The organism is Nitrosomonas communis (genome assembly GCF_001007935.1).
In the GTDB taxonomy this organism is placed as follows: domain Bacteria; phylum Pseudomonadota; class Gammaproteobacteria; order Burkholderiales; family Nitrosomonadaceae; genus Nitrosomonas; species Nitrosomonas communis.
Window position 1 is genome coordinate 3252431 of record NZ_CP011451.1, and the last position, 22956, is coordinate 3275386.

General features: G+C 43.9%; 21 protein-coding genes. 12 read left to right on the plus strand and 9 right to left on the minus strand.

From position 1 onward, the window contains the following. Positions 1-7 precede the first annotated feature (7 nt). The 3 genes from dnaK to purB form a co-directional block, all read right to left on the minus strand. Positions 8-1933 carry a molecular chaperone DnaK gene (dnaK, locus tag AAW31_RS14640; RefSeq protein WP_046850795.1) on the minus strand — a complete coding sequence of 642 codons (1926 nt, stop codon included), beginning with the start codon at positions 1931-1933 and terminating at the stop codon, positions 8-10. A 74-nt stretch (positions 1934-2007) separates the two neighbouring features. Continuing rightward, a complete protein-coding gene (grpE, locus tag AAW31_RS14645; protein WP_046850796.1) occupies positions 2008-2595 on the minus strand; it encodes a nucleotide exchange factor GrpE in 588 nt (195 codons plus the stop codon). A 149-nt stretch (positions 2596-2744) separates the two neighbouring features. Next, a complete protein-coding gene (purB, locus tag AAW31_RS14650; protein WP_046850797.1) occupies positions 2745-4121 on the minus strand; it encodes an adenylosuccinate lyase in 1377 nt (458 codons plus the stop codon). Between the two features lie 107 nt (positions 4122-4228). On the opposite strand from purB, the gene AAW31_RS14655 reads away from it, so the two are divergent. Continuing rightward, positions 4229-4846 carry a glutathione S-transferase gene (locus AAW31_RS14655; RefSeq protein ID WP_046850798.1) on the plus strand — a complete coding sequence of 206 codons (618 nt, stop codon included), beginning with the start codon at positions 4229-4231 and terminating at the stop codon, positions 4844-4846. 79 nt (positions 4847-4925) lie between these two features. On the opposite strand, the gene mnmA is transcribed toward AAW31_RS14655, so the two are convergent. Beyond that, positions 4926-6011 (minus strand): tRNA 2-thiouridine(34) synthase MnmA, encoded by a 1086-nt coding sequence (gene mnmA / locus AAW31_RS14660; protein ID WP_046850799.1) that lies wholly within the window; start codon positions 6009-6011, stop codon positions 4926-4928. Between the two features lie 4 nt (positions 6012-6015). Continuing rightward, positions 6016-6465, minus strand: coding sequence for an NUDIX hydrolase (locus AAW31_RS14665; RefSeq protein ID WP_046850800.1), 450 nt, complete (start codon positions 6463-6465; stop codon positions 6016-6018). 90 nt (positions 6466-6555) lie between these two features. Here AAW31_RS14665 and AAW31_RS14670 point away from each other — a divergent pair, with 90 nt between their 5' ends. From AAW31_RS14670 to AAW31_RS14680, 3 genes are all read left to right on the plus strand, one after another. Further along, complete coding sequence (locus AAW31_RS14670; protein ID WP_046850801.1) at positions 6556-7281, plus strand: glycosyltransferase; 726 nt, start codon at positions 6556-6558, stop codon at positions 7279-7281. Positions 7282-7296: 15 nt separating this feature from the next. Next, the gene (locus tag AAW31_RS14675; protein ID WP_046850802.1) at positions 7297-8013 is read left to right on the plus strand and encodes a hypothetical protein; all 717 of its coding nucleotides are present in this window, start codon (positions 7297-7299) and stop codon (positions 8011-8013) included. A 295-nt stretch (positions 8014-8308) separates the two neighbouring features. Beyond that, the gene (locus AAW31_RS14680) at positions 8309-8722 is read left to right on the plus strand and encodes a CopD family protein (protein WP_046850803.1); all 414 of its coding nucleotides are present in this window, start codon (positions 8309-8311) and stop codon (positions 8720-8722) included. Between the two features lie 13 nt (positions 8723-8735). On the opposite strand, the gene def is transcribed toward AAW31_RS14680, so the two are convergent. The 4 genes from def to ligA all read right to left on the minus strand — a co-directional run bounded on the left by def (position 8736) and on the right by ligA (position 12718). After that, the gene (gene def / locus AAW31_RS14685; RefSeq protein ID WP_046850804.1) at positions 8736-9269 is read right to left on the minus strand and encodes a peptide deformylase; all 534 of its coding nucleotides are present in this window, start codon (positions 9267-9269) and stop codon (positions 8736-8738) included. Next, on the minus strand, positions 9259-10005 hold the full coding sequence (locus tag AAW31_RS14690; protein ID WP_046850805.1) for an S-methyl-5'-thioinosine phosphorylase: 747 nt from the start codon (positions 10003-10005) through the stop codon (positions 9259-9261). Before AAW31_RS14690 ends, def begins: the two co-directional genes overlap by 11 nt. Before the next feature lie 117 nt (positions 10006-10122). Further along, entirely contained in the window at positions 10123-10674 is a 552-nt protein-coding gene (locus AAW31_RS14695; RefSeq protein WP_046850806.1) for a hypoxanthine-guanine phosphoribosyltransferase, read from the minus strand. A 1-nt stretch (position 10675) separates the two neighbouring features. After that, on the minus strand, positions 10676-12718 hold the full coding sequence (gene ligA, locus AAW31_RS14700; RefSeq protein ID WP_046851830.1) for an NAD-dependent DNA ligase LigA: 2043 nt from the start codon (positions 12716-12718) through the stop codon (positions 10676-10678). Between the two features lie 512 nt (positions 12719-13230). Here ligA and AAW31_RS14705 point away from each other — a divergent pair. The 8 genes from AAW31_RS14705 to AAW31_RS14740 all read left to right on the plus strand — a co-directional run bounded on the left by AAW31_RS14705 (position 13231) and on the right by AAW31_RS14740 (position 22815). After that, on the plus strand, positions 13231-15438 hold the full coding sequence (locus AAW31_RS14705; protein WP_200899643.1) for a GMC oxidoreductase: 2208 nt from the start codon (positions 13231-13233) through the stop codon (positions 15436-15438). A gap of 46 nt (positions 15439-15484) precedes the next feature. Continuing rightward, positions 15485-16501, plus strand: a complete 1017-nt coding sequence (locus AAW31_RS14710) for an alpha/beta hydrolase family protein (protein ID WP_200899644.1) — start codon at positions 15485-15487, stop codon at positions 16499-16501. A 19-nt stretch (positions 16502-16520) separates the two neighbouring features. Further along, on the plus strand, positions 16521-17420 hold the full coding sequence (locus tag AAW31_RS14715; RefSeq protein WP_046850808.1) for an acetoacetate decarboxylase family protein: 900 nt from the start codon (positions 16521-16523) through the stop codon (positions 17418-17420). Positions 17421-17431: 11 nt separating this feature from the next. Beyond that, on the plus strand, positions 17432-18940 hold the full coding sequence (locus tag AAW31_RS14720; RefSeq protein WP_052752287.1) for a patatin-like phospholipase family protein: 1509 nt from the start codon (positions 17432-17434) through the stop codon (positions 18938-18940). A gap of 469 nt (positions 18941-19409) precedes the next feature. Further along, positions 19410-19892 (plus strand): hypothetical protein, encoded by a 483-nt coding sequence (locus tag AAW31_RS14725; RefSeq protein WP_046850809.1) that lies wholly within the window; start codon positions 19410-19412, stop codon positions 19890-19892. A gap of 21 nt (positions 19893-19913) precedes the next feature. Next, the gene (locus tag AAW31_RS14730; RefSeq protein ID WP_046850810.1) at positions 19914-20123 is read left to right on the plus strand and encodes a DUF2914 domain-containing protein; all 210 of its coding nucleotides are present in this window, start codon (positions 19914-19916) and stop codon (positions 20121-20123) included. 72 nt (positions 20124-20195) lie between these two features. Further along, positions 20196-20735, plus strand: coding sequence for an NUDIX hydrolase (locus AAW31_RS14735; RefSeq protein WP_046850811.1), 540 nt, complete (start codon positions 20196-20198; stop codon positions 20733-20735). A gap of 664 nt (positions 20736-21399) precedes the next feature. Then, complete coding sequence (locus tag AAW31_RS14740; protein WP_046850812.1) at positions 21400-22815, plus strand: hypothetical protein; 1416 nt, start codon at positions 21400-21402, stop codon at positions 22813-22815. The last annotated feature ends 141 nt before the right edge of the window (positions 22816-22956 follow it).

A 22956-nucleotide genomic window follows, 5' to 3' on the forward strand; every position in this document is an offset into this window, starting at 1 on the left:
GAGAAAATTATTTTTTGTCTTTTACTTCTTCAAACTCAGCATCAACCACTTCACCTTCTACTGGCTTCTCCTCTTTTTTTGCAGAGGCTGATTCAGCAGACGATTGTGTCGACTGTGCCTGTGAATAAATCTTTTCTGCCAGTTTTTGAGAAGCTTCAGTCAGCTCTTGAGTCTTTTTATCAATAACATCTTTGTCATTCGATTTAAGCGCTTCTTCCGCTTCTTTCAGTGCAGCTTCAATTTTTGATTTTTCATCTGCCGTCAGTTTGTCGCCATATTCTGTCAGAGATTTTCTGACTGAATGGATCATAGCATCACATTGATTACGGCTATTGACGAGCTCCAGCGCTTTCTTGTCTTCTTCAGCATGCGCTTCAGCATCCTTGACCATGCGTTTAATTTCGTCTTCTGCCAAACCCGAGCTTGCCTGTATTTTGATTTTATTCTCCTTACCGGTCGCCTTATCTTTAGCTGACACATGCAAAATACCATTGGCATCAATATCGAACGTTACTTCGATTTGCGGCATACCACGTGGGGCAGGCGGAATATCCGTCAGGTTAAATTGTCCCAGGCTTTTGTTCCCAGACGCCATTTCCCGCTCACCTTGCATCACATGAATTGTTACCGCAGTCTGATTATCATCAGCTGTTGAAAACACCTGTTGCGCCTTGGTCGGGATCGTCGTATTCTTCTGGATCAGCTTGGTCATGACACCCCCCAGGGTTTCAATACCCAACGACAACGGTGTCACATCCAACAACAATACATCCTTGACTTCTCCTTGCAGGACGCCGCCTTGTATAGCCGCACCAATTGCAACAGCTTCATCGGGATTGACATCCTTCCGGGGTTCTTTACCAAAAATCTCCTTGACTTTATCCTGTACTTTGGGCATACGGGTCTGCCCTCCCACCAGGATCACATCATCAATATCTGAGAAAGACAAACCGGCATCTTTAATGGCAGTACGACATGGCGCAATGGTACGTTCGACCAATTCTTCAACCAGACTTTCCAATTTCGCACGCGTGATCTTTATGGCAAGATGTTTCGGCCCGGAAGCATCCGCTGTGATATAAGGCAAATTGACCTCTGTCTGCTGACTGGAAGACAATTCGATCTTCGCTTTCTCTGCCGCATCTTTCAAACGCTGCAATGCAAGCATATCTTTTTTCAGATCAATACCGCTTTCTTTCTTGAATTCATCAACCAGATATTCGATTACACGCGAGTCAAAGTCCTCACCGCCAAGGAAGGTATCCCCATTGGTAGCGAGCACCTCAAATTGATGCTCACCCTCCACCTCTGCAATTTCGATAATGGAAATATCAAAGGTACCACCGCCCAAGTCATATACCGCAATCTTACGATCACCTTCTTTTTTATCCATGCCGAAAGCCAAAGCTGCTGCAGTCGGCTCATTGATAATGCGTTTGACTTCCAAACCAGCAATCCGGCCTGCATCCTTGGTAGCCTGCCGTTGTGAATCATTAAAATAAGCGGGGACTGTAATCACTGCCTCCGTTACCGATTCTCCCAAGTAATCTTCAGCAGTTTTCTTCATTTTCATCAATACTTGTGCTGAAATCTCTGGTGGCGCAATTTTTCTGCCACGCACTTCAACCCAAGCATCACCATTATCCGCACGAACGATGCTGTATGGCACCATTTTAATGTCTTTCTGTACCATCTCTTCGTCAAAACGACGACCGATGAGCCGTTTTACGGCAAATAAGGTATTCTTTGGATTGGTCACAGCTTGACGTTTAGCCGCCGCACCTACCAGAATCTCATTATCTTCCGTATAGGCCACGATGGAAGGAGTTGTGCGTGCACCTTCTGAATTTTCAATCACCTTGGGCTTGCCACTCTCCATCACTGCTACACACGAGTTGGTAGTACCCAAGTCGATCCCAATTATTTTTCCCATATTTACTCGATCCTTTAACAAGTTAAAACTAACAATTTATCTAAAATCTGGAAATGGAGACTTCTGCCGAAATCTCAAGTATCTTTACCCTTTGCAACCGCTACCATTGCCGGACGAATCACCCGATCATGCAGCATATAGCCTTTCTGTAATACCTGGGTAACCGTATTGGGGGCAAGCTCTGATTCCACCATACACATTGCCTGATGCTGATGGGGATCAAATTTCTCACCCTTTGGATCGATGGACTTAATATTAAATTTCTCAAAAGCAGCCGTCAGCTGCTTGTGTGTCAATTCCACCCCATTTTTAAAATTTTCCAGTGTTGCATTCTCGACTACCAGCGCAGCTTCCAGGCTATCCATAACCGCCAGCAATTCACTCGAAAACTTTTCAATAGCATATTTATGCGCATTGGTAACATCTGATTGAGCGCGCTTACGGATATTTTCGGTATCTGCCTTGGCACGCAACCAAGCATCGTAATGTTCCGCCGCCTTTAACTCGGCCTCTCTTAATAACTCCTCCATAGAGGGCATGATCTCTACTTGAGACTCGGTCTCTTGGGCCTTTCTCTCTTTGGAAGCTTCAGCTTCATTTACTTCATTATTTACCGATATCAACTCTTGTTCGTCTGTTTGTGGTTTGTTTGATTCTTGCATATTTGCCTCCCGTTTTTGGGTAGTTAATTGGGGCAGTTACACCAATTTCAATCCATTTCACCCATTTAACATCAAAAAAATAACATAATCACGAGTAAAACTGATAAAGCACTTTTATAAGGCATTGATATTTTGAAAAAATATCCTCGCTAGCTATCAATTCTCGCAGCCAACGGAGTTGCTAATCCTGTGTAACTTTGTGGGGTTAATTCCAATAAACGTTGCTTATCAATTGCTGGAATATCTAGATTATCAATAAACTGACGCAACGTTTCTTGAGTAATCCCTGCTTTTCCACGTGTCAGTACCTTAAGCTGCTCATAGGGATTAGCTATTCCATAACGACGCATCACTGTTTGAATAGGTTCAGCCAGCACTTCCCAGGCATCTTGTAAATCTTGTTGCAATCGTGTGCGATTGACCTCTAGTTTACTCAATCCTTTCGTACAGGAATCATATGCTAACAAGGTATACCCAAGTGCTACGCCCATGTTGCGTAACACGGTAGAATCGCTCAAATCGCGCTGCCAGCGAGATATGGGGAGCTTGTCGCTCAAATGCCTGAATAAGGCATTGGCCATCCCCAAATTACCCTCCGAATTCTCAAAATCGATTGGGTTAACCTTGTGTGGCATGGTAGATGAGCCTACTTCTCCTTCCTTGGTTTTTTGTCTGAAATAACCCAGTGAAATATATCCCCAGATATCGCGGTCCATATCCAGCAAGATTGTATTGATACGTGCATAAGTATCAAACAGCTCCGCGATGGTGTCATGCGGCTCAATCTGCGTGCTATAAGGGTTAAAAACCAGGCCTAGTTTCTCTACAAAAGCGCGGGCAAATTTTTCCCAGTCCAGCATAGGATAGGCTATCGTGTGCGCATTGTAATTGCCTACTGCTCCATTGATTTTGCCTAAAATGGACACGCTCGCAAGTTGCTTATAGCCACGTTGCAGCCGATACACTACATTCGCGATTTCCTTACCCATGGTTGTGGGGGTAGCAGGCTGGCCGTGCGTACGAGCCAGCATGGGAGCATCCGCCAGTTGATGCGCCAAGTGCGTCAGGCTATCGATGATCTTTTTGAGCATGGGTAGCATGACCTGGTTGCGGCTGGCTTGCAGCATCATGCCATACGAGAGATTATTGATATCCTCTGAAGTACAAGCAAAATGAATAAATTCAGTGACTCGGCTGACTTCAGTATTTTCAGCCAAAGCTTCTTTCAGCCAATATTCGACCGCCTTGACATCATGGTTTGTACGTACTTCGATAGCCTTGATTGCTTCTGCATCAGTGATGGAAAAATTGTCTGCCAGATGATTCAGTTGTTGAATCGTGGTAGCAGAAAAAGCAGGTACTTCGGGGAGGGCCGGTTCATTACTCAACGCCTTGAGCCATTCAATTTCTACCCGTACCCGATAATGAATCAATGCGAACTCACTGAAATAAGGCCGTAAATCTGCTACCTTACTGTGATAACGACCATCCAGCGGAGAAAGTGCGACAATAGATGAAAAACTCATTTTTGCAGTATCCTTGTTTTAGCAGGTATTTTAACATAGGCCGTTATACCCATGAATGACGCAGACACCTATAATCAGCAATTAAGGCATCGTCAAAGGATAACACTATGAAACTGATTGGCTCGTTGACCTGTCCCTATGTACGCAAAATTCGCATCATTCTGGCTGAAAAGCAGATTGGCCATGATTTTGATCTAGACACGCCCTGGGATACCAATACACACGTTGAGTACCACAATCCACTCGGTAAAATACCTGTGCTACTCATGGATAATGGGAGAACACTGTTTGATTCACGTGTCATTGCAGAATATCTGGATTCTCTCGAGAATACCGGCTCCGCTTTTCGCCTTATTCCAGAGCCTGGCCCTCAGCGGTGGAGCGTCAAGCGTTGGGAAGCACTAGCAGATGGTATTTGTGATGCGGCAGCCACCATTTTCCTGGAACTTAAACGCCCTGATATTCAGCAAAGTCATGCATGGATAAGCCGTCAGCAAAATAAAATTGATCTGGGTTTAGCAGCTGCCGCAATGGAATTGAGCAATGATGACTGGTGTGAAGGAGAAACCATGACGTTAGCCGATATTGCACTGGGTTGCGCGCTCGGCTACCTGTCCTTTCGTTTCCCACAAATTGAGTGGCGCAACACTTATTCCAATCTTACCAAGTTGATTGACAAACTGGCACAACGTGACTCATTTATCAGCACGGCACCTAAGCATTAAGCCAAAGCATGCTGGATATTTTGCTTGGGCACAAAAAATAGATAGGCGAAGAATGAGTCCTACCCACTACCGTAATAAATCATTCGCTGCCAGCAATCACCCCCCCACCCAGACATACCTTGCTTTCATACACGACCACTGATTGTCCGGGTGTGACTGCCCATTGAGGCTGTGCAAAATCAATCTGGCAACTGCCTTCATCAATACGATTAATAGCACAGGGTGCATCAGTCTGTCGATAACGTGTTTTAGCGGCATACACCCAGTTGCAATGAGGCGCTTTACCGCTAATCCAGGATAGATCGGTTGCCCATAAGGTGGAACGAAGCAATGCCGGATGATCATGCCCCTGTACCACGATCAGGACATTTTTCGCTCTATCCTTACCTGCAACAAACCATGGCTTGTCATTGCCATCTTTTACTCCACCAATACCTAACCCCTGCCGTTGGCCAATGGTGTAATACATCAAACCGATATGCTTGCCAACCCTTATTCCATCTGGTGTCTGGATTTCACCTGGCTCATGCGGTAGATATCGGTTGAGAAATTCACGGAAAGGACGCTCGCCGATAAAACAGATACCGGTACTATCCTTCTTGGAAAAATTGGGTAAATTATGCGCACGCGCGATTTGACGCACCTCGCGTTTGTAAAGATGCCCGATAGGAAATAGCACTTTAGACAGTTGTGCCTGGTTTAGACGATAGAGAAAATAGCTCTGATCTTTGCTGCCATCCTCACCTTTCAACAACCGATACGAACCATGAATGTGACATACCTGCGCATAATGACCCGTGGCAATAAAATCCGCACCCAGCGTAATAGCATGATCAAGAAATGCCTTGAATTTAATTTCAGCATTGCATAATACGTCCGGATTGGGTGTTCGCCCCGACTTATATTCTGCAAGAAACAAACTGAATACACGTTCTTTATACTCAGCCGAGAAATTGATAACTTCCAGCGGGATATTGATGATATCTGCCACTGATACTGCATCAAGGAAATCCTGGCGGGAAGAACAATATTCATCAGTATCATCCTCTTCCCAGTTCTTCATGAACAAACCAATGACCTCGTAACCCTGCTCTTTCAATAGTAAGGCAGCAACAGAAGAATCCACTCCACCGGACATCCCTACTATGACACGTTGTTTTTTCATATTTTCAATCGTAATGTATAAGAATTTCCAGAGGATAGCGTTTGCCAGCCAAATAATCCTCAATACATTGCATGACGAGCGGGCTGCGATGGCAATTTCTTCGTTCACGAATCTCATCCAGATCAAACCAGGCAGCACGCAAAATCCCAGTATCCAGCGTACGATTTGGATCAAAGCCGGTCACGACACCAGACAGCGCGAAGCGCAAAAAAGTCGTATCAGCAGCACGAGAATGCCAATGATAAATACCAATCAGCCATTGCGGAATAAAAGTATAAGCGGTTTCCTCTAGAGTCTCCCGGATACTGGCCTGAATAATCGACTCGTTGGGCTCCAAATGGCCGGCGGGTTGGTTAAGTTGCATCCCCAGTTCCTGTTGATCTTCCTCTACCAATAGATATTTGCCATTTTGCTCGATAATGGCAGCAACCGTAACATTAGGTTTCCAAATCATAGTGGTTGTACGGATTAATTTAATAAAGAAACGTATCTACAAAACTTGCTATCATCATGCCAGTAATACATTGATGAGAGTATATTTTTCATGCATATTTCAATCATTATTCCAGCTTTCAATGAAGAACGTTTGATTGGCCAGTGCCTACGATCTGTTACTGAAGCGCTTGCGGCCAACCATGACTTTGGTTTTACTCACGAAATCATTGTGGTCGATAACAATTCTACCGACAACACAGCCAATCTGGCAAAACAGGCCGGGGCGCGCGTCGTTTTTGAACCCATCAACCATATTGCGCGCGCACGCACTGCCGGCGCTGCCGCCGCGACCGGTGATTGGCTGATATTTCTGGATGCAGATTGCAGGTTGAATACCGAATTATTAACCGACATCTTTCGATTGATCAAGCAAGGCAAGCATGTCGGCGCTGGCAGCACGCTGCTGATGCGAGGACTGCCTTGGTGGGCAAATGCAATATTAAAGCTCTGGACCATGCTGTCTGTTCTATTCGGCTGGGCGGCGGGTGCATTAATGGTATGTAACAGCAGGGCATTTCATGAAATAGGGGGGTTTAATCTGGAATTATATGCAGCAGAGGAAATTGAATTCAGCCAGAAACTCAAGAAATGGGGGCAAGCCCATCATCTCAAATTCACCATTTTAACAGCACATCCACTTGAAACCTCTGCAAGAAAAATTAAACTCTATAGCAGACGAGAAGTTTTTGGACAATTTTTGCGTCTTATCCTTCACCCCTACCGATCGCTACATAACAAAAAATGGTTATCGATGTGGTATGACGGACGACGCTAGCACTTAATAACACCTATGAATCCTACGGAAAATACCGATAAAAGAACGGCTCCTATACAATGGCCCCATGTCCTACTCATCGTTTTATCTACCATTGTCATCACCATCGCCGGCACTTACTGGGTACTTAAAACCTATATTTTCGCTACCGCATTTATCCCAGTGGTACTGAACACCCAGGAAGAAAAAACCCTCCAGGCTAAACTGCATGCCCTCGGTTATGAAGCTGGATTTTCATCAAATACTACCGATACTACGCATATTACGAATCTGAAAAAAAACGGCGAAATCGATGAAAGCGGATTCCTGAAACCAGAACCCTACTCCGAAGAAAATGCCCCGCGAGCAATCAGTTTCACCGAACGTGAACTGAACGCGTTACTCGCTAAAAATACCGATCTTGCACAAAAACTGGCTATTGATCTCACTGATGATCTCGTAAGCGCAAAACTGCTTATCCCACTTGAAGAGGATTTCCCGGTACTGGGCGGCAAAACGCTCCGTTTCAATGCCGGCATCGGCATGGCCTATCAGCATGACCAACCTGTCATCATCCTCAAAGGTATCAGCATCATGGGTACCCCCATCCCTAATGCCTGGCTGGGTGGAATAAAAAACATCGATCTTGTCAGTGAATTTGGTGTCGATCCAGGATTCTGGAAATCCTTTTCGGAAGGAATCGAGGATATTCAGGTAACTGAGGGCCAAATCAATATCAAACTCAAAGAATAGCCTGCTTTCTTGCAATAAAATTGGGGTGAACTCTATAACCTTATAAACCATCATCGAAAAAAGAACCGCTTTCAGGATGATTGGCTTATTATCACTTTACTTTTGAACGTGCTAATTCCATTTTTAAATCAAACCTGACTTTGTCGGCTTCACCTTGCCGTATTATCGATATTGTCTGCGGCTCGCCTTCGCGTCATTTTTGATTTAGAAATGGAATAACTGGCAGTCTCGGACAATTGTCTTTATATTCTTGAACGCTATCTTTTCTTTTCCAAAAATTTAAGGATTACCCGCTATGCTTTGGATCAAATCGTTACATATCATTTTTATGGTTACCTGGTTTGCCGGATTGTTTTATTTACCCCGGTTATTTGTTTATCATGCCATGTGTACCGATCAAGCAGGAATTGATCGCTTCAAAGTGATGGAGCGTAAACTTTACTACGGCATCATGACACCTGGCGCACTATTGACGTTGCTATTTGGAACTTGGCTATGGCTTGGTTATGGTTTTTCCGGGGCCTGGCTATATGCTAAATTAGCTCTGGTCGTGCTGTTAATCGCCTACCATATATATTGCGGTAAGCTATTAATCGATTTCAAGCATGATCGTAATCAACACGGCCATATTTATTATCGTTGGTTCAACGAAATGCCTGTTGTCATCCTATTTGCAGTAGTCATCCTCGTCGTGGTCAAACCCTGGTGATCTCTGACGTGAATTAGTCATCCATGACTTCTTGCCCGGGAAACAGCACATCGGTAAAACCGAACGTGCGAAAATCTGTGATTCGCATCGGATAAAGTATACCATGCAGATGATCACATTCATGTTGAACGACCCGTGCATGGAAGCCTTCTACCCTTCGGTCTATTACATTCCCAAACTGATCAACTCCCTCATAACGAATCCGGGTATAGCGCGGTACCATACCGCGCAGACCGGGAACACTTAAACACCCTTCCCAGTCTTCTTCCATTTTTTTCGATAATGGCGCCACAACAGGGTTAATTAACACAGTGAAAGGAACGGCTTCTGCCTCTGGATAGCGTGGATTATAGTCCACACCAAATATCACCACTTGCTGGTCGACACCAATTTGCGGAGCAGCCAGCCCTGCACCATTGAGTGCCGCCATAGTATCCTTCATATCCTGAATGAGCGCATCAAGTTCAGGCGTATTGAATTTATTCACTCTCCTTGCCTCTTGCAGCAGGCGTGGATCTCCCATTTTTAAAACAGCTCTAACCGTCATTTATTTTCACCAAATGTCCTAATATATTTCGCACACTTACCATGGCTTTTTCCAAGACAGCGTAAACCTCTTCTAGTGGAATTGCGCGTACGCTTGTGCCACGTCCTGCTGCATGATTCGCAACAGCCGCAATCGCAGCATAAGGCAACCCTAACTCCTTGGCAAGTGCCGCCTCCGGCATACCTGTCATGCCTACCATGTCTGCCCCATCCTGTTCCAACCGGTTTACTTCTGCTACTGTTTCAAGTCTCGGCCCTTGGGTCACCGCATAAACTCCCCCATCGATAATTTTCTCGTTGGCCTTTTCCGCTGCTAATAGCAGATGACGGCGGGTTTCCAGACAAAAAGGATGGGTAAAATCAGTATAAGTAATCGGCCTGTCGGTTTTATCAAAATAAGTGCATTTCCGACCATAGGTATAATCAATGATTTGATCCGGAACAACCACCGTGCTTGGAGTCAAATCTGCGCGTATACCACCTACTGATACGACCGCGATTACACTTTTTGGTTTAAATAAACTCAACGCCCAAATATTGGCCTGGTAATTTACTGCATGCGGCGGAATAGTATGACCATGACCATGCCGTGCCAGGAATACAATTTCTTGATTATCTATTTTGCCAAAGGTTAATGGACCAGATGGTTCACCATAAGGTGTTCTCACAATCTGACGATGTGATATCTCGAGAGAAGCGAGTTTGGTCATTCCGCTCCCACCAATAATTGCAAGCATACCTTTTTCCACTTTCTTCCATTTCCCAATCAAACATAACGCCAAGATGAACCGCAAACAGTATGAATAATACGGCAGGGCGGAGCCGACAAAACCAGTTTTGATTTGGAAATAGAATTACTCTTTCAGAGCAAAGATCGCAGGTAAATTCCGCCATAGACCCTTTATATCCATACCATAACCAAATATATACCGGTCTGGTAATGACATACCTATAAAATCCGCACTGATCGGCTTCGTTTTACCGATAACTTTATCTACAAGTACGGCGCTATAAAAAGCTTTTGCACCTTCTTCCATAATGCGCTGCCGGATTGCCGCAAGCGTGAATCCTTCGTCAAGAACATCATCCAAAACAAGCACGACTCTTCCCTTTAAATGAGCCGGAGGCAATACTTTCCATTCAATAACACCGCCTTGCAGCATATGATTATAGCGAGTCGGGTGCAAGTAATCGAAATCCAGGGGAAAATGAAGTAACGGTAACAATTGTCCTGAAAAAACCACGGCACCGCTCATTACACAAAGAACCAATGGATATTGCCCTGCTAATACCGTTGTAATATTTTTAGCCATCCGCTCAACTGTTTCTGACAACATATGAGCAGAAGCGATCAATTCTGCATGTATTAAAAATTGATTTGCTTCTTTATCAACGAATACGGCCATATCAATTGCCGACTCCAGAACTGTCTTGCAACAATTTCACTAGCCCTGCCTCATCAAGTATCTTAATACCCAACTTTACCGCTTTGTCATATTTGCTACCCGGATCGGCTCCTGTCACTACATAATCAGTTTTTGTAGAAACACTGCTCGTGACTTTTCCACCCAAGTGTTCAATTTTTTCTGTCGCCGTATCTCGTGTCATATTGGATAAAGTTCCTGTCAGCACAAAGGTCTTGCCATAAAGTAGATGACTCACCTGCTTTACCTTTCCTGAATTCTCTTCCCATCTGACCCCACAGCTACGTAACTGCTCGATCACCTCCAGATTGTGCTTCTCTGCAAAAAAATCAACAATACTTAGCGCCACCACAGGCCCGATATCTGACACCTCCTGTAACTGCTCCACGTTCATACCCATCAGTTGGTCAAGCTCGCCCACATAATTCGCCAGATCCTTGGCAGTAGATTCACCTACATGACGAATGCCCAGTGCGTAAACGAATCGAGCGAGTGTGGTCTGTTTACTTTTTTCAATCGCTACTAGCAAATTATTCGCTGATTTCTCTGCCATACGCTCCAGATCAGCCAGCGCGGAAAGACCAAGCTTATAGAGATCAGCAGCCGTACGCACGATTGAATTTTCCACTAATTGATCTACCAGTTTTTCACCCAGCCCTTCGATATCCATCGCCCGGCGTGAAGCAAAATGAAGAATAGCTTGCTTGCGCTGTGCAGGACAAAATAACCCCCCAGTACAACGTGTCACCGTTTCTCCTGGCAGACGCACTGCTCGAGCGCCACAGATGGGGCAGTGATCAGGCATCAAGAAAGGTTTTGCATACAATGGGCGCTGCTCAGGAACCACAGCCATTATCTCCGGAATGACATCTCCAGCTCTGCGCACAATTACTTTATCGCCTATCATAATTTGCTTTCGCTTGATTTCATCTTCGTTATGTAAAGTTGCATTGGTGACTGTCACACCACCAACAAAAACAGGTGCTAATCTTGCAACCGGCGTGAGCGCTCCTGTCCTTCCCACTTGAACATCAATGCCTACCAGGTCAGTCACAGCTTCTTGCGCAGGAAATTTATGGGCAATGGCAAAACGAGGCGCACGGGCAACGAAACCAAGTTTTTCCTGCTGCGCAAAATCGTTCACTTTATACACGATACCATCAATCTCATAAGGCAGCTTATCACGTAATGTAGTCATCTCATGATAGTAAGCAAGTAATGCTTTTACACCAGTGACTACTTTATAGCCGCGGGCTATTGGAAAATGCAGTAATTGCAAATAATTCATCACTTCACTTTGTTGAGTATAGGGAGGAGTTACCCCTTCATGGACACCCACGCCGTAGGCAAAAAAAGCCAATCTGCGCTTCGCAGTAATAGATGGATCAAGCTGCCTGAGTGAACCTGCTGCAGCATTGCGTGAATTAGCAAAGGTTTTTTTACCTTTTTCCTCTTGCTCCAGATTGAGTTTGTCAAAATCTGCTTTCAATATGAGCACTTCACCCCGCACTTCAAACAAAGATGGCGGCTCTTCAAGAGACAATCTTAAAGGAATCGATTTAATGGTACGCAAATTGAGGGTAATGTCTTCTCCTTGATAACCATTGCCACGTGTAGCACCACTTTTCAATATACCTTTTTCATAAGTCAAATTAACAGCTAATCCATCGTATTTAGGTTCTACCATATATTCGATCTGATCAATTTTTAATTCTTCACAGATACGCCGATTAAATGCTTCCACCTCACTATCTTCAAACGCATTATTCAGTGAAAGCATGGGTGTGTGATGCGTTATCTGTGTAAATTCTTTGAGCGGTGCAGCACCTACGCGCTGAGTAGGAGAATCAGAGGTAATGAGCTGAGGATAATGCTGCTCGAGCTGCTGCAATTCGCGGAACAACCGGTCATATTCTGCATCAGGAATGGTCGGTGCATTTAAGGCGTAATAACGATAATTGTGCATATCAATCGTTTCACGCAATATCTGAATTTGCTGTTGAATTGTTTTGATGGAATCGTTCATATCAATTTTGAGACACCCATGCGTAATCATAACTCTGGGGGCAAGTCAAGTTAGAAATAGTGCTGCGAATTCTTTTTATTCTAGATATTTTTCAACCAATAATAACTCTAGAATAGCAATTTTTTTTTGAAATACTCAAACTTGAAGAAGGCACCGTTAGACGAGATGGTGCGTACGATGAGACCACGATGTCATCCCCTGCAGTAAAAAGCACGCTGTCTTCGTACCTGGAGCAACCCATGATACACCTCGAAGCCGCATCACTCTTCCGGTGAATAAGAAAATTCCAAAAATGTCTGCCTGTATCATGGGCTAACTCTCCAATTAGGCGGTCAGTTGCGGGCTTAAGCTAACTATATTTCTTGGAGATTTATACTTTTCCTATCGATTTTATTATTGAAACAAACCATCACTTGACAGCGGTATATTCCAAGAGCATTATTTAAAAAAAGCAATCTATTATAAAAAATAAATTTAATTTCAATACTTTATTTCAGACCAAGAAAAAGCTTATGAGTATATCTTTGACGTTCAAAGAAACCATGTCGGGTTATTTTACCCTCGGAGTAACTGATCCGGCTGAAGGAGCTAAGATAGGTAAGCAAAATAACACTCAGCTCGCCATGCATGCCAAAGTTAGTTTAGATGACCTGGATCGCTTTTTAAGCGACCCGAACCATCTAGGATCGTTGAGCGGCACGGTAGATTTTCCACCTTTTGGAACTGGCATTGCGGCGAATTCTGGCATTTTCAACCTGTTCAAACCTACCCATGATCCCGACATGACCTATATGGTGTATGAATTAGCGTTTCAGCATCAAGGACAAGATTATTATTTAGCGGGTCATAAGAACGTCAAGGACGATCCTGGCTTTGATCTCTGGTCTGATACGACCACTTTGTATACCTGTTTATATCAAGGTAAAGACAAGAATGGTCCGATCGTTGGTGCGGGTATATTGACATTAGGTGTTAAACAACTGGCTGATCTGCTTTCCACTATTAAAGTACCGGGAGCGACCAGCCTGGCTGAGAAAGCACACACTATTGAAAAGTTTGGCGCGTTTTTTGCCGGAAAACTATGGGATAGTTATGTTATTCCTAAATTCGGTAAGCAGTTACTCGATAAATCTCATGATGAGACACTGCATTATGATGTAATCGTCATTGGTAGTGGCTTTGGTGGTGCGATAACTGGCTGTAGATTAGCGGAAAAGGGACTGAAAGTCTGTATTCTCGAACGAGGTCGCCGCTGGGAAGTCAAGGATTATCCACGCGATCCAAAGAACGCTTGGTGGTGGTCCAATGAAAAACCAGCTGAATTGAATGGGTGGATTGATCTGCGCACCTATCCTAACATGTCGGTTGCCCAGTGCAGTGGCGTGGGTGGCGGCTCACTTATTTATGCAAATATTTTTGTTGAAGCGGAGCCATTTGTTTTTGATATGGGCTGGCCCAAGGAGATCACTTACGAATCCTTAAAGCCTTATTATGAAAAAACCGGCAAAATGCTCAACGTCCAGGAAGTTCCTGATAATCAGTGGCCAGCCAAGATGAAGCTGATGCAAGAAGCCGCTGAGAAAAGCGGTTACAGTCACCGTTTTCGTAAAATGCCACTCGCCGTCAACTTTGACCCTGATTTTAGCTATGATCGTGCCGATCCCTTTGGCAATCAGCATACTAAATATCACATCAATGCGTTCGGTCAGGAGCAAGGAACCTGTATTCACTGCGGCAACTGTGACATTGGGTGTCCAGTCAAGGCCCGCAATACCCTTGATTTAAATTATATTCCTCTGGCTGAACAGCATGGTGCTGTGGTCAGACCACTGCATTTAGTGCAACGGATCACACCATTACAGAGCGGTACAGGTTATCGTGTTGATTTCAATGTAATCGATATTGACAGAAAAAAACTGGCCCCTGGCTTTCTCAACGCTAAAAAAGTAATTGTTGCAGCCGGCACCATGGGAACTAACGAATTGCTCCTGCGCTGTCGTGATCAATATGGCACCTTACCCAATCTTAGCTCCGTTCTCGGAACGGGATGGAGCTCTAACGGCGATTTCCTGACGCCGGCTGTTTTTAACAATCGTGATATTTCACCGACTCAGGGTCCGACGATCACCAGTGCCATTGATTTTCTGGATGGTTCCTTTAAAGGGCAGCGATTCTGGGTACAAGATGGTGGTTTACCCAATTTGATCAAAGATGCCGTGACTAGTTTAAGTACGGATCATCAATTTAGTCATTTTTTTAGTGTTCTGCAAACTCTGGTTAAAAACAATAGCCCTTTATCTTGTGTCATGCCGTGGTTTGGGCAGGCAGTTGATGCTTCTGATGGCGTGCTTAAACTTTCACGCAGCCGGATTCCGCCATTCCGCCACAAGATGCAACTGAATTGGAATATTAAAAACTCAGAAAGTGCTGTGCAAGCATTAATCGATATGCATAAAGAACTCTCAAAAGCGACAGGAGGATCTGCTGAAGTTCCTTTAACTTGGACTGTTCTGAAAAATTTAATTACCCCGCATCCGTTGGGAGGTTGTCGGATAGGTACGAATAGTACAGATGGTGTTGTTGATCATAAGGGAGAAGTATTTGGACATACTGGCCTTTATATTGCCGATGGGTCCATTATCCCTAAAGCCATTGGATTAAACCCTTCTCGCACGATTGCTGCCTTAGCAGAACGTATTGCAGAACTTATCAAGCCTTGATTCAAGCTATAACAAACTATATTGAGAGAATAACATCATGAGTCTGATGGAGCGCACGGTTCCTTTCACGGCTGGCGACGGCATGGCGTTGAACCTGATTAATGTTCGCTCAGCCACTCAGCCACCTAAGCAAGGGCCCATAATCCTGGTTCACGGCGCAGGAGTTCGGGCAAATATTTTCCGTGCACCCGAAAAAGAAACGATTGTCAATGCACTTATCGAAGCTGGTTATGATGTCTGGTTGGAAAACTGGCGTGCCAGCATCGATTTTCCTGGCAATACCTGGACGCTCGATCAAGCCGCACTTTACGATCATCCTTACGCAGTGCGTAAAATCTGCGAAAAAACAGGGTACAAAACCATGAAGGCGATTATTCATTGCCAAGGTTCTACCAGTTTTATGATGTCTGCCATGGCAGGCCTCCTGCCGCAGGTGACGACCATTGTTGCCAACGCAGTAACCTTGCATCCTATAGTCCCCGCCTGGTCAGCGTTTAAGCTGAATTTTGTTGTACCAGTGGTAAATATGTTGACCCCCTATGTAAATCCTCATTGGGGCGTAGAGGCGCCTAGCTGGATTGCCAAGATAATGACATCTCTGGTCAAATTGACACATCATGAATGTAATAATACAGTCTGCAAGTGGGTGAGTTTCACTTATGGCAGCGGCTTTCCAGCTTTATGGCGGCATGAAAATCTCAGCGAAAATACCCATGAGTGGCTTAAGGAGGAATTCGGTAACGTACCCTTGAGATTTTTCCAACAGATGGCTCGTTGTGTCCATAAGGGCAATCTGGTGTCAGTAGAAGGCTTTCCTGACTTACCAGCAGATTACGTTGCGACGCCACCCAAAACGGAAGCGCGTTTTTCATTCTTTTGTGGTGGTAAAAATCGCTGCTTTTTACCGGAAAGCCAAGAAAAATCCTGGGCCTATTTTGATAAATTGCGGCCTAATTTCCATACTTTTCATAGGCTTCCCGAATACAGTCACTTGGATATCTTCATGGGTAAGCATGCTGCGCGTGACGTATTTCCCATCATGATCGAAGAACTCTCTAAATAATGAGGAGATAACTAACTACATGGGCATTCCAAAGCGAATCAAAGCAATTTCTGGCCAACATTCCCTGGTTGACGGCATCCCTTTTCAATTACCTGTACAATGCGCGCCTTCCCCCGTACTGATGGCTGCATTTCCCATCAATGCAGACAAGGCCAAAGCAGTATTGCCAGCAGAGGTCCATCCGCTGCGGCTCCGCAATAATAAGGGACTGCTGGTGATAACCGTCATCAATTACTTAGGTACCAACATCGGTAAATATATCGAATATAGCATCGGCATCGCCTGCACTCATGGGCTTAAACCTGCTCCACCGTTACTTCCCTTGTTACTGATGAATACTTTCGGTACAGGGCAATATGTGCTCGAATTACCAGTCTCTACAAAGATTTCTGTAAAAGGTGGCAAGGGTATCTGGGGTATGCCCAAACATCAAGGTAATCTGAACTTTAATATCAGTGATAAAACCGTTAGCAGCCAATATGATCTGGATGGAAAATTGGTGACTTATATAGAAATCGCTCGTCCCTCATTCTCTTTCCTGCCATTATTGAACATCCCTGCTGTCAATTACTGCGCTTTCCGCGGTATGCTACTCAAATCCAGCATTTACATTAGAGGAACAGCGGGCATGAAGCTGTTTAAGTTTGCCAATGCCAAACTCGTGCTGGGTGATCATCCACGTGCTGATGTCTTGAAAACCCTGGAAATTGAGAATCAACCTTTGATGACTGCATTCATACCGGATGTTATCGGCACGCTTGATGATCACATCGAATCCTGGTTCCTTCACGAAGCCACTTCCCCATCAACCCTGCCAGAAGGATTTGAAAGCGTTATAGATTTGCCGCTGGATGAAACGTGGCCATCACCGCCAAGTGCACCGATTATCGGTGAAACGTTTGGTAACCTCAACCGCTAAAGATCACTAGCATGAATACAGACGCATTCATCTCCCTGGCAGCCCCGCAAAAAACCGGTGAACCCAAGCGAGCCCTGGTATTGCCGGGTGGTGGCCTGCGCTTATCTTATCAAGCAGGCATCCTGGTGGCACTCGAGGAAGCAGGCATGGCCTTTCAGTTCATGGATGGTACCTCGGGTGGTAGTTTGAATTTATCCATGCTGTTATCAGGCATCTCGCCAGAAGAAATATCTCGGCGTTGGCGCACTCTGCGTATGATGGACACCATTTCATTCTTACCACTCGAGGATTATCTCAAAGCTGAGAATTTACAAGGTATGGGTGATGCAGATGGTTTCCGCAACAAAGTACTACCCCATTTTGGGATCAATTTTGCCACCATACATCAGGTGAATACGGTCAGTGCCAACTATAACGTCCTGGATTACGCGAATAAAACCGTTAAGACCATTTCCCATCGGAATATTGATGAAGATATGGTCATTGCTGGCATGTCTTTACCAGGTGTCTTTCCTCCCGTATACAAGGATGAAGGGATTTATCTGGATACAGGTTTTGTTCAGGATGCCAATCTCATCGAAGCAGTCAAGAATGCTGCTGAGGAAATTTGGGTACTTTGGGGGCTGGGCAACACGGGAGTATACCGTGGTGGAGTATTACATCTTTACGTGCAAATGCTGGAAGTCAGCGCCAATACCGCTTTGAACAACCAATTGGAACTCATACGCCAACTCAATCACCGTATTGAGAAAGGTGATAGTCCCTATGGACAGACTCGCCCAATTCAAGTCCACGTGATCCGGCCTGATTACCCTTTGCCATTGGACCCAGATTTGTATCTTGGCAAAATTAATCATGCCACTTTGATCGAAATGGGGTATGCTGATGGCAAGACTTATTTACAGAACCTCACCAAGATACCTAATCACACTATCCCTGGCAACCCTTCCCGTATGAAGAATCCGGTGCCAGGCATTCGTTTTTCGCAACAGCTACAGGGCCGCCTAAATTTTCAGGAACAGACACCCTTTACCAGTGAGGAGTTGAAACTGAGTCTGACCGTTCACATTAACAACCTGAACGCTTTTATTGATGATTCATTACACAGCGCAAGAGTGACTGGTCATCTGGAAAGCCCCACTCTCGGACCTTGCAGAATGCTCACTCATGGTAATTTTACGCTGGAAAATATATCTAAAAAAATGCGGAGAATGAACTATTTGTTTGATGTTGAAAAAGATCATCAAAATTACAGTTTTCTCCTTGAGCAAGTTCTCAACGACGATCCAGGCCTCGATATGTGGCGCGATTTATCAAACATGAACCTAAAATTATTCAAAGGACAGGCACGGGATGGAAATCTTGTAGCTAGTGGCACGCTGCATCTGCCTTTGAGGGGTATCAAAGACTTAATCAAGGGCTTTCATGCTACGGAAGCCACCTCGTTCACTGAAGAAATTGCAATCAAAGGACGTTTTGCCCGCTTTTTTCTAGGTGAATTGTATGATGTTTATTGTTAATATTTGCGAACGAAGCTTTTTCTTACTTTCATGAAAACGTATTGATGTCTACAAAACTTTCCTTTCAGAAAATTTTGCCTTGCTGCACGATATACTAAATTTATCTAACCCTGATTAGACCGGCGGTACAAATTGTGTTTGCCTAAATCTATCTAGAAGCGCTTGTTCATTAGCACCTGCATCATGTTTCAGCCAGCTTATTCTATTTTTAAATCAAAATTGACTTAGTCAGCTTCACCTCACCGTATGATTGATATTGTCTGCGGCTCGCCTTCGCGTCATGTTTGATTTGAAATGGAATGAATGAATGAATGAATGAATGAATGAATGAATGAATGAATGAATTATTCAGGATGATAGCTTGCTGAGATATTTTTAAACAGTGATACTATTAAAATCTTCTCGCTGTTTAATCTATTGGGCTCTACAATAGTCAGTAAAGCTCATTAAGTTCTAATCTATTTTCATTATGAATGACCAGCAACTCAAGATTCGCATCAAACTCAATCAAGTTCCACAATTCTCCGAAGCCAGCAACTCAGAAGAAACAGTCAATCAAACAAAACCTCCTTTTGATTGGTTAAAAATATCTACAGCAGTATTGCTATTTGTGATAATGCTGAGTGGAACTTTATTGTGGTTGTTTTCCGAAGAAAATGAACAGCCGATTAAGGAAACTTTATCAGCAGAAAATACTCAGTCCAAAAATTTGGACAGTTTAGCTCATGATAAGGATATAGAACCCAATGATCTATCGACTAGCAATAGCAACACAAGCAGTGAAATCCCCGCTCCTACTATGAAGCTAATTCCTGTAGACACACGCGCTCCAGAGTCTATTAAAGCAACGGCAAATCTTGGACATACCATTATTCCCCTCAGAAAGCCTGAAATAGCCAAGAATAAAATAAACAACCAATCAACCAAGACAAAAGCTACTACCACTGATTGATCTCATGTTATCAAAGCCCAATTGACAAGTGCTATTCAGCAACCAGAACCCATTGACAATATCGATCATGTCTGGCTTGCTCAAGATCAAGATCAAGATCAAGATCAAGAAATCAGTATAAATTGGTTTTATCAAAATAAAGAAGTTGCGAAAATCCCGCTGGTAATTAAAAATGATGACTGGTGTACGCATTCCCATAAAATATTGAATAAAACACAATTCACTCCATAAAACAATAGATGAGTATACCGATATCAAAAAATTTACTATGCTTAAACATTGCTCATCGACTGAAGTAAAATTATGAAATTTTGTAGTAGCTGTAGTGCCACAGTCGAGTTATATATACCAGAAGGTGATACGTTACCACGTTTTGTTTGCTCTACTTGTCATACCATTCATTATCAGAACCCAAAAATAATCGTGGGATGCATTCCTGAATGGAAAGACAAGATTCTACTATGCCGCCGTGCAATTGCACCCCGCGAAGGGAAGTGGACTGTGCCGGCAGGATTTATGGAAAACAACGAAACCTTAGCGCAGGCAGCTGCCCGGGAAACGCTGGAAGAAGCCAATGCGCGGGTAGAAATTGGTGAGCTATACGCTGTCTATAGCTTACCTCATATCAGCCAGGTCTATCTCCTGTTTCGGGCTCACTTGCTGGATCTGGATTTTTCTCCTGGTATAGAGAGTCTGGAAGTCAAGCTCTTTGATGAGCGCGAAATTCCATGGAATGAAATCGCTTTTCGCGTCATTCATGACCCTTTGAAACGCTATCTGCAAGAACGGCGTAAAGGGCAAATCAGCTTTCATGAGGGTGTTATTGACCAGCCTTCACCGTAATTTCTTTCAGTCTGTTGAAGTAGTTACCAAGCAGATAATGAAATCATCAATAATGCGATACTTGTCAGAAACAACCGCTCGTGGTTGCTAGTGGGCTGGACGACGATATGCTTGCATTTGTTTATCGAGCAAAGTGCTGCTTTCCAGGAAATGAATACTGGATCTGATCACGCTTGCTCATGACCGCCTCCGATAGCTATCAGCAAGCTAGCGTCATTGTATCTGCTCTCGCGAAATGCTGGAGCATACCAGAATCTGTGTAAAAGTATTTAATACCCAGTTACTTTTATCGAAATTTATTCCAATCAATATAAATCTACTAAAATAACACGGACAATTAAATCCAAAAAAGACTATTTTATGGTGCAGCATTATTCTATTTCCAAATCAAACATGACGCAAAGGCGAGTTGCAGACAATATCAATCATACGGCAAGGTGAAGTCGACAAAGTCAATTTTGAGTTAGAAATGGAATTAAATAAACTGCTAAACAATTTTTCAATATCGAGAAAATTCAGCTTCTCCTCTCGGTGCAGCAAAAGCTAAAAATGATCATAAAACGGTCTGATCTTAAAAAAGCGAAATAAACGACTGATAACGGATTGCAGCACATCATTCTAACTGCAAAGGTTTAAGGCCAGTTACTGACATTAATTTATCAAAATGAAACGCATACGCTCTTTGCTGGAATCTTTTATTCTCACCAAATTGAAATTAACCTTCCTATCGCAGCTAACAGTTTGTTCGCTTGCGATAAGCGGAGCTTCTCCCTCTTTTGCAGGAACATTTAACTTCGCTGGGGAAGAATATGGCGTAGATGTCATTACTCATCCCCCAGGTTATAGAGGTGCAGGTGCCAACTTGACCGTAACACTTGGCATCTCCCCTTCATCCATTCATGCAGAAGAGATGGTGATTCCTATCCAGAATATCATCAGTACTTGGAATAATTTACTTCCCACCATTAATAATACTGTTAAAGAAGGAAGCAATGTTCCTGCTGATCACTTTGATTTTGAATCAGTTGTCCTGCACGAAGTGGGGCATTGTCTTGGGCTGGGGCATCCTAATCTGGCATCCGAATCAGGTTTAGATCCCGAAAATAGAAACTTCACTCAATCTATTAAGGGAGTTGACAATCAATTCAACCTTGACAGAGGCCCTGACGGTATTAGTGGTTCGGGTGATGATTTACGTGGTGATGATATTAATCTTCACTGGTTTCGTAAACATAACAATAACCCATTTAATATCGCGACAACGGTGGATATGACCACCTACAGTCGTGAGCTATCTGATCTACCGCCTGGTAATACCTTTGCTATTAATGCTGATCGTAGAGTTGCTGCATTATTCGGTCTTCAGAATACTGAAGCTATTATGCAACAAGGAGCGCGTCCCGGTGAAGCCCAACGCACATTAGCAGCAGATGATGTGGCCACGCTACGACTCGCCATGAATGGCTTAGACAGAGTGGCAGGTACAGCAGACGACTATTCGTTAAAGCTAGAATTTGTCGGGTTCACTGACATGGCAGATATCGTTTTTATTTTCGATGACAATCGAACATCATTTTCAATGAGTGAAATTATGGCAGAGCAAATCACCCCTACACACTTTGTGATCACTCAGGCACGAACTTACTTTAACAGCAATAATCTATGGTTCTTTAATAACATTCCTTCCCCCTCTCCTCCTCTGCATTCAACCCCTGCACCTACTATTTTTGTCAATAACGCAACTGGTTCTATAACTTTGTCACAGAATGATCGCTTAACTCTTACCGTATCACTTAATCCTGGCGCCTATGGGGGAAACCAAGTAGACCAATGGATACAGGCAATTACTCCGATGGGAACCTTCTGGTTAAATAATAGGCTTGAATTTATCCCGTCAGATCAGCCTCTTCGAGTATATGAGGGTGAATTATTTGCTATGGATCACATTCCCATTGCGAGTATTGCTGCTAATACGCTGCCTGTGGGTACTTACAACCTAACTTATGCTGTTGATGATAATTTGGATGGTATCGCTAATGGCACTTTTAGCAGTTCAGTCACAATCACGATCACTCCTTAATGTGAATCTCACATGGTGAGGCCCCGCTACGAGGTGGATCCTCTTGCACCAGGCGCGAATGCGGCGTTGCTCTGCGTTACAGGAAACGGTTGTGCATTCATCGCATCTTGCCGCACACCTAGGATCGCTTCTTCGCTCCAC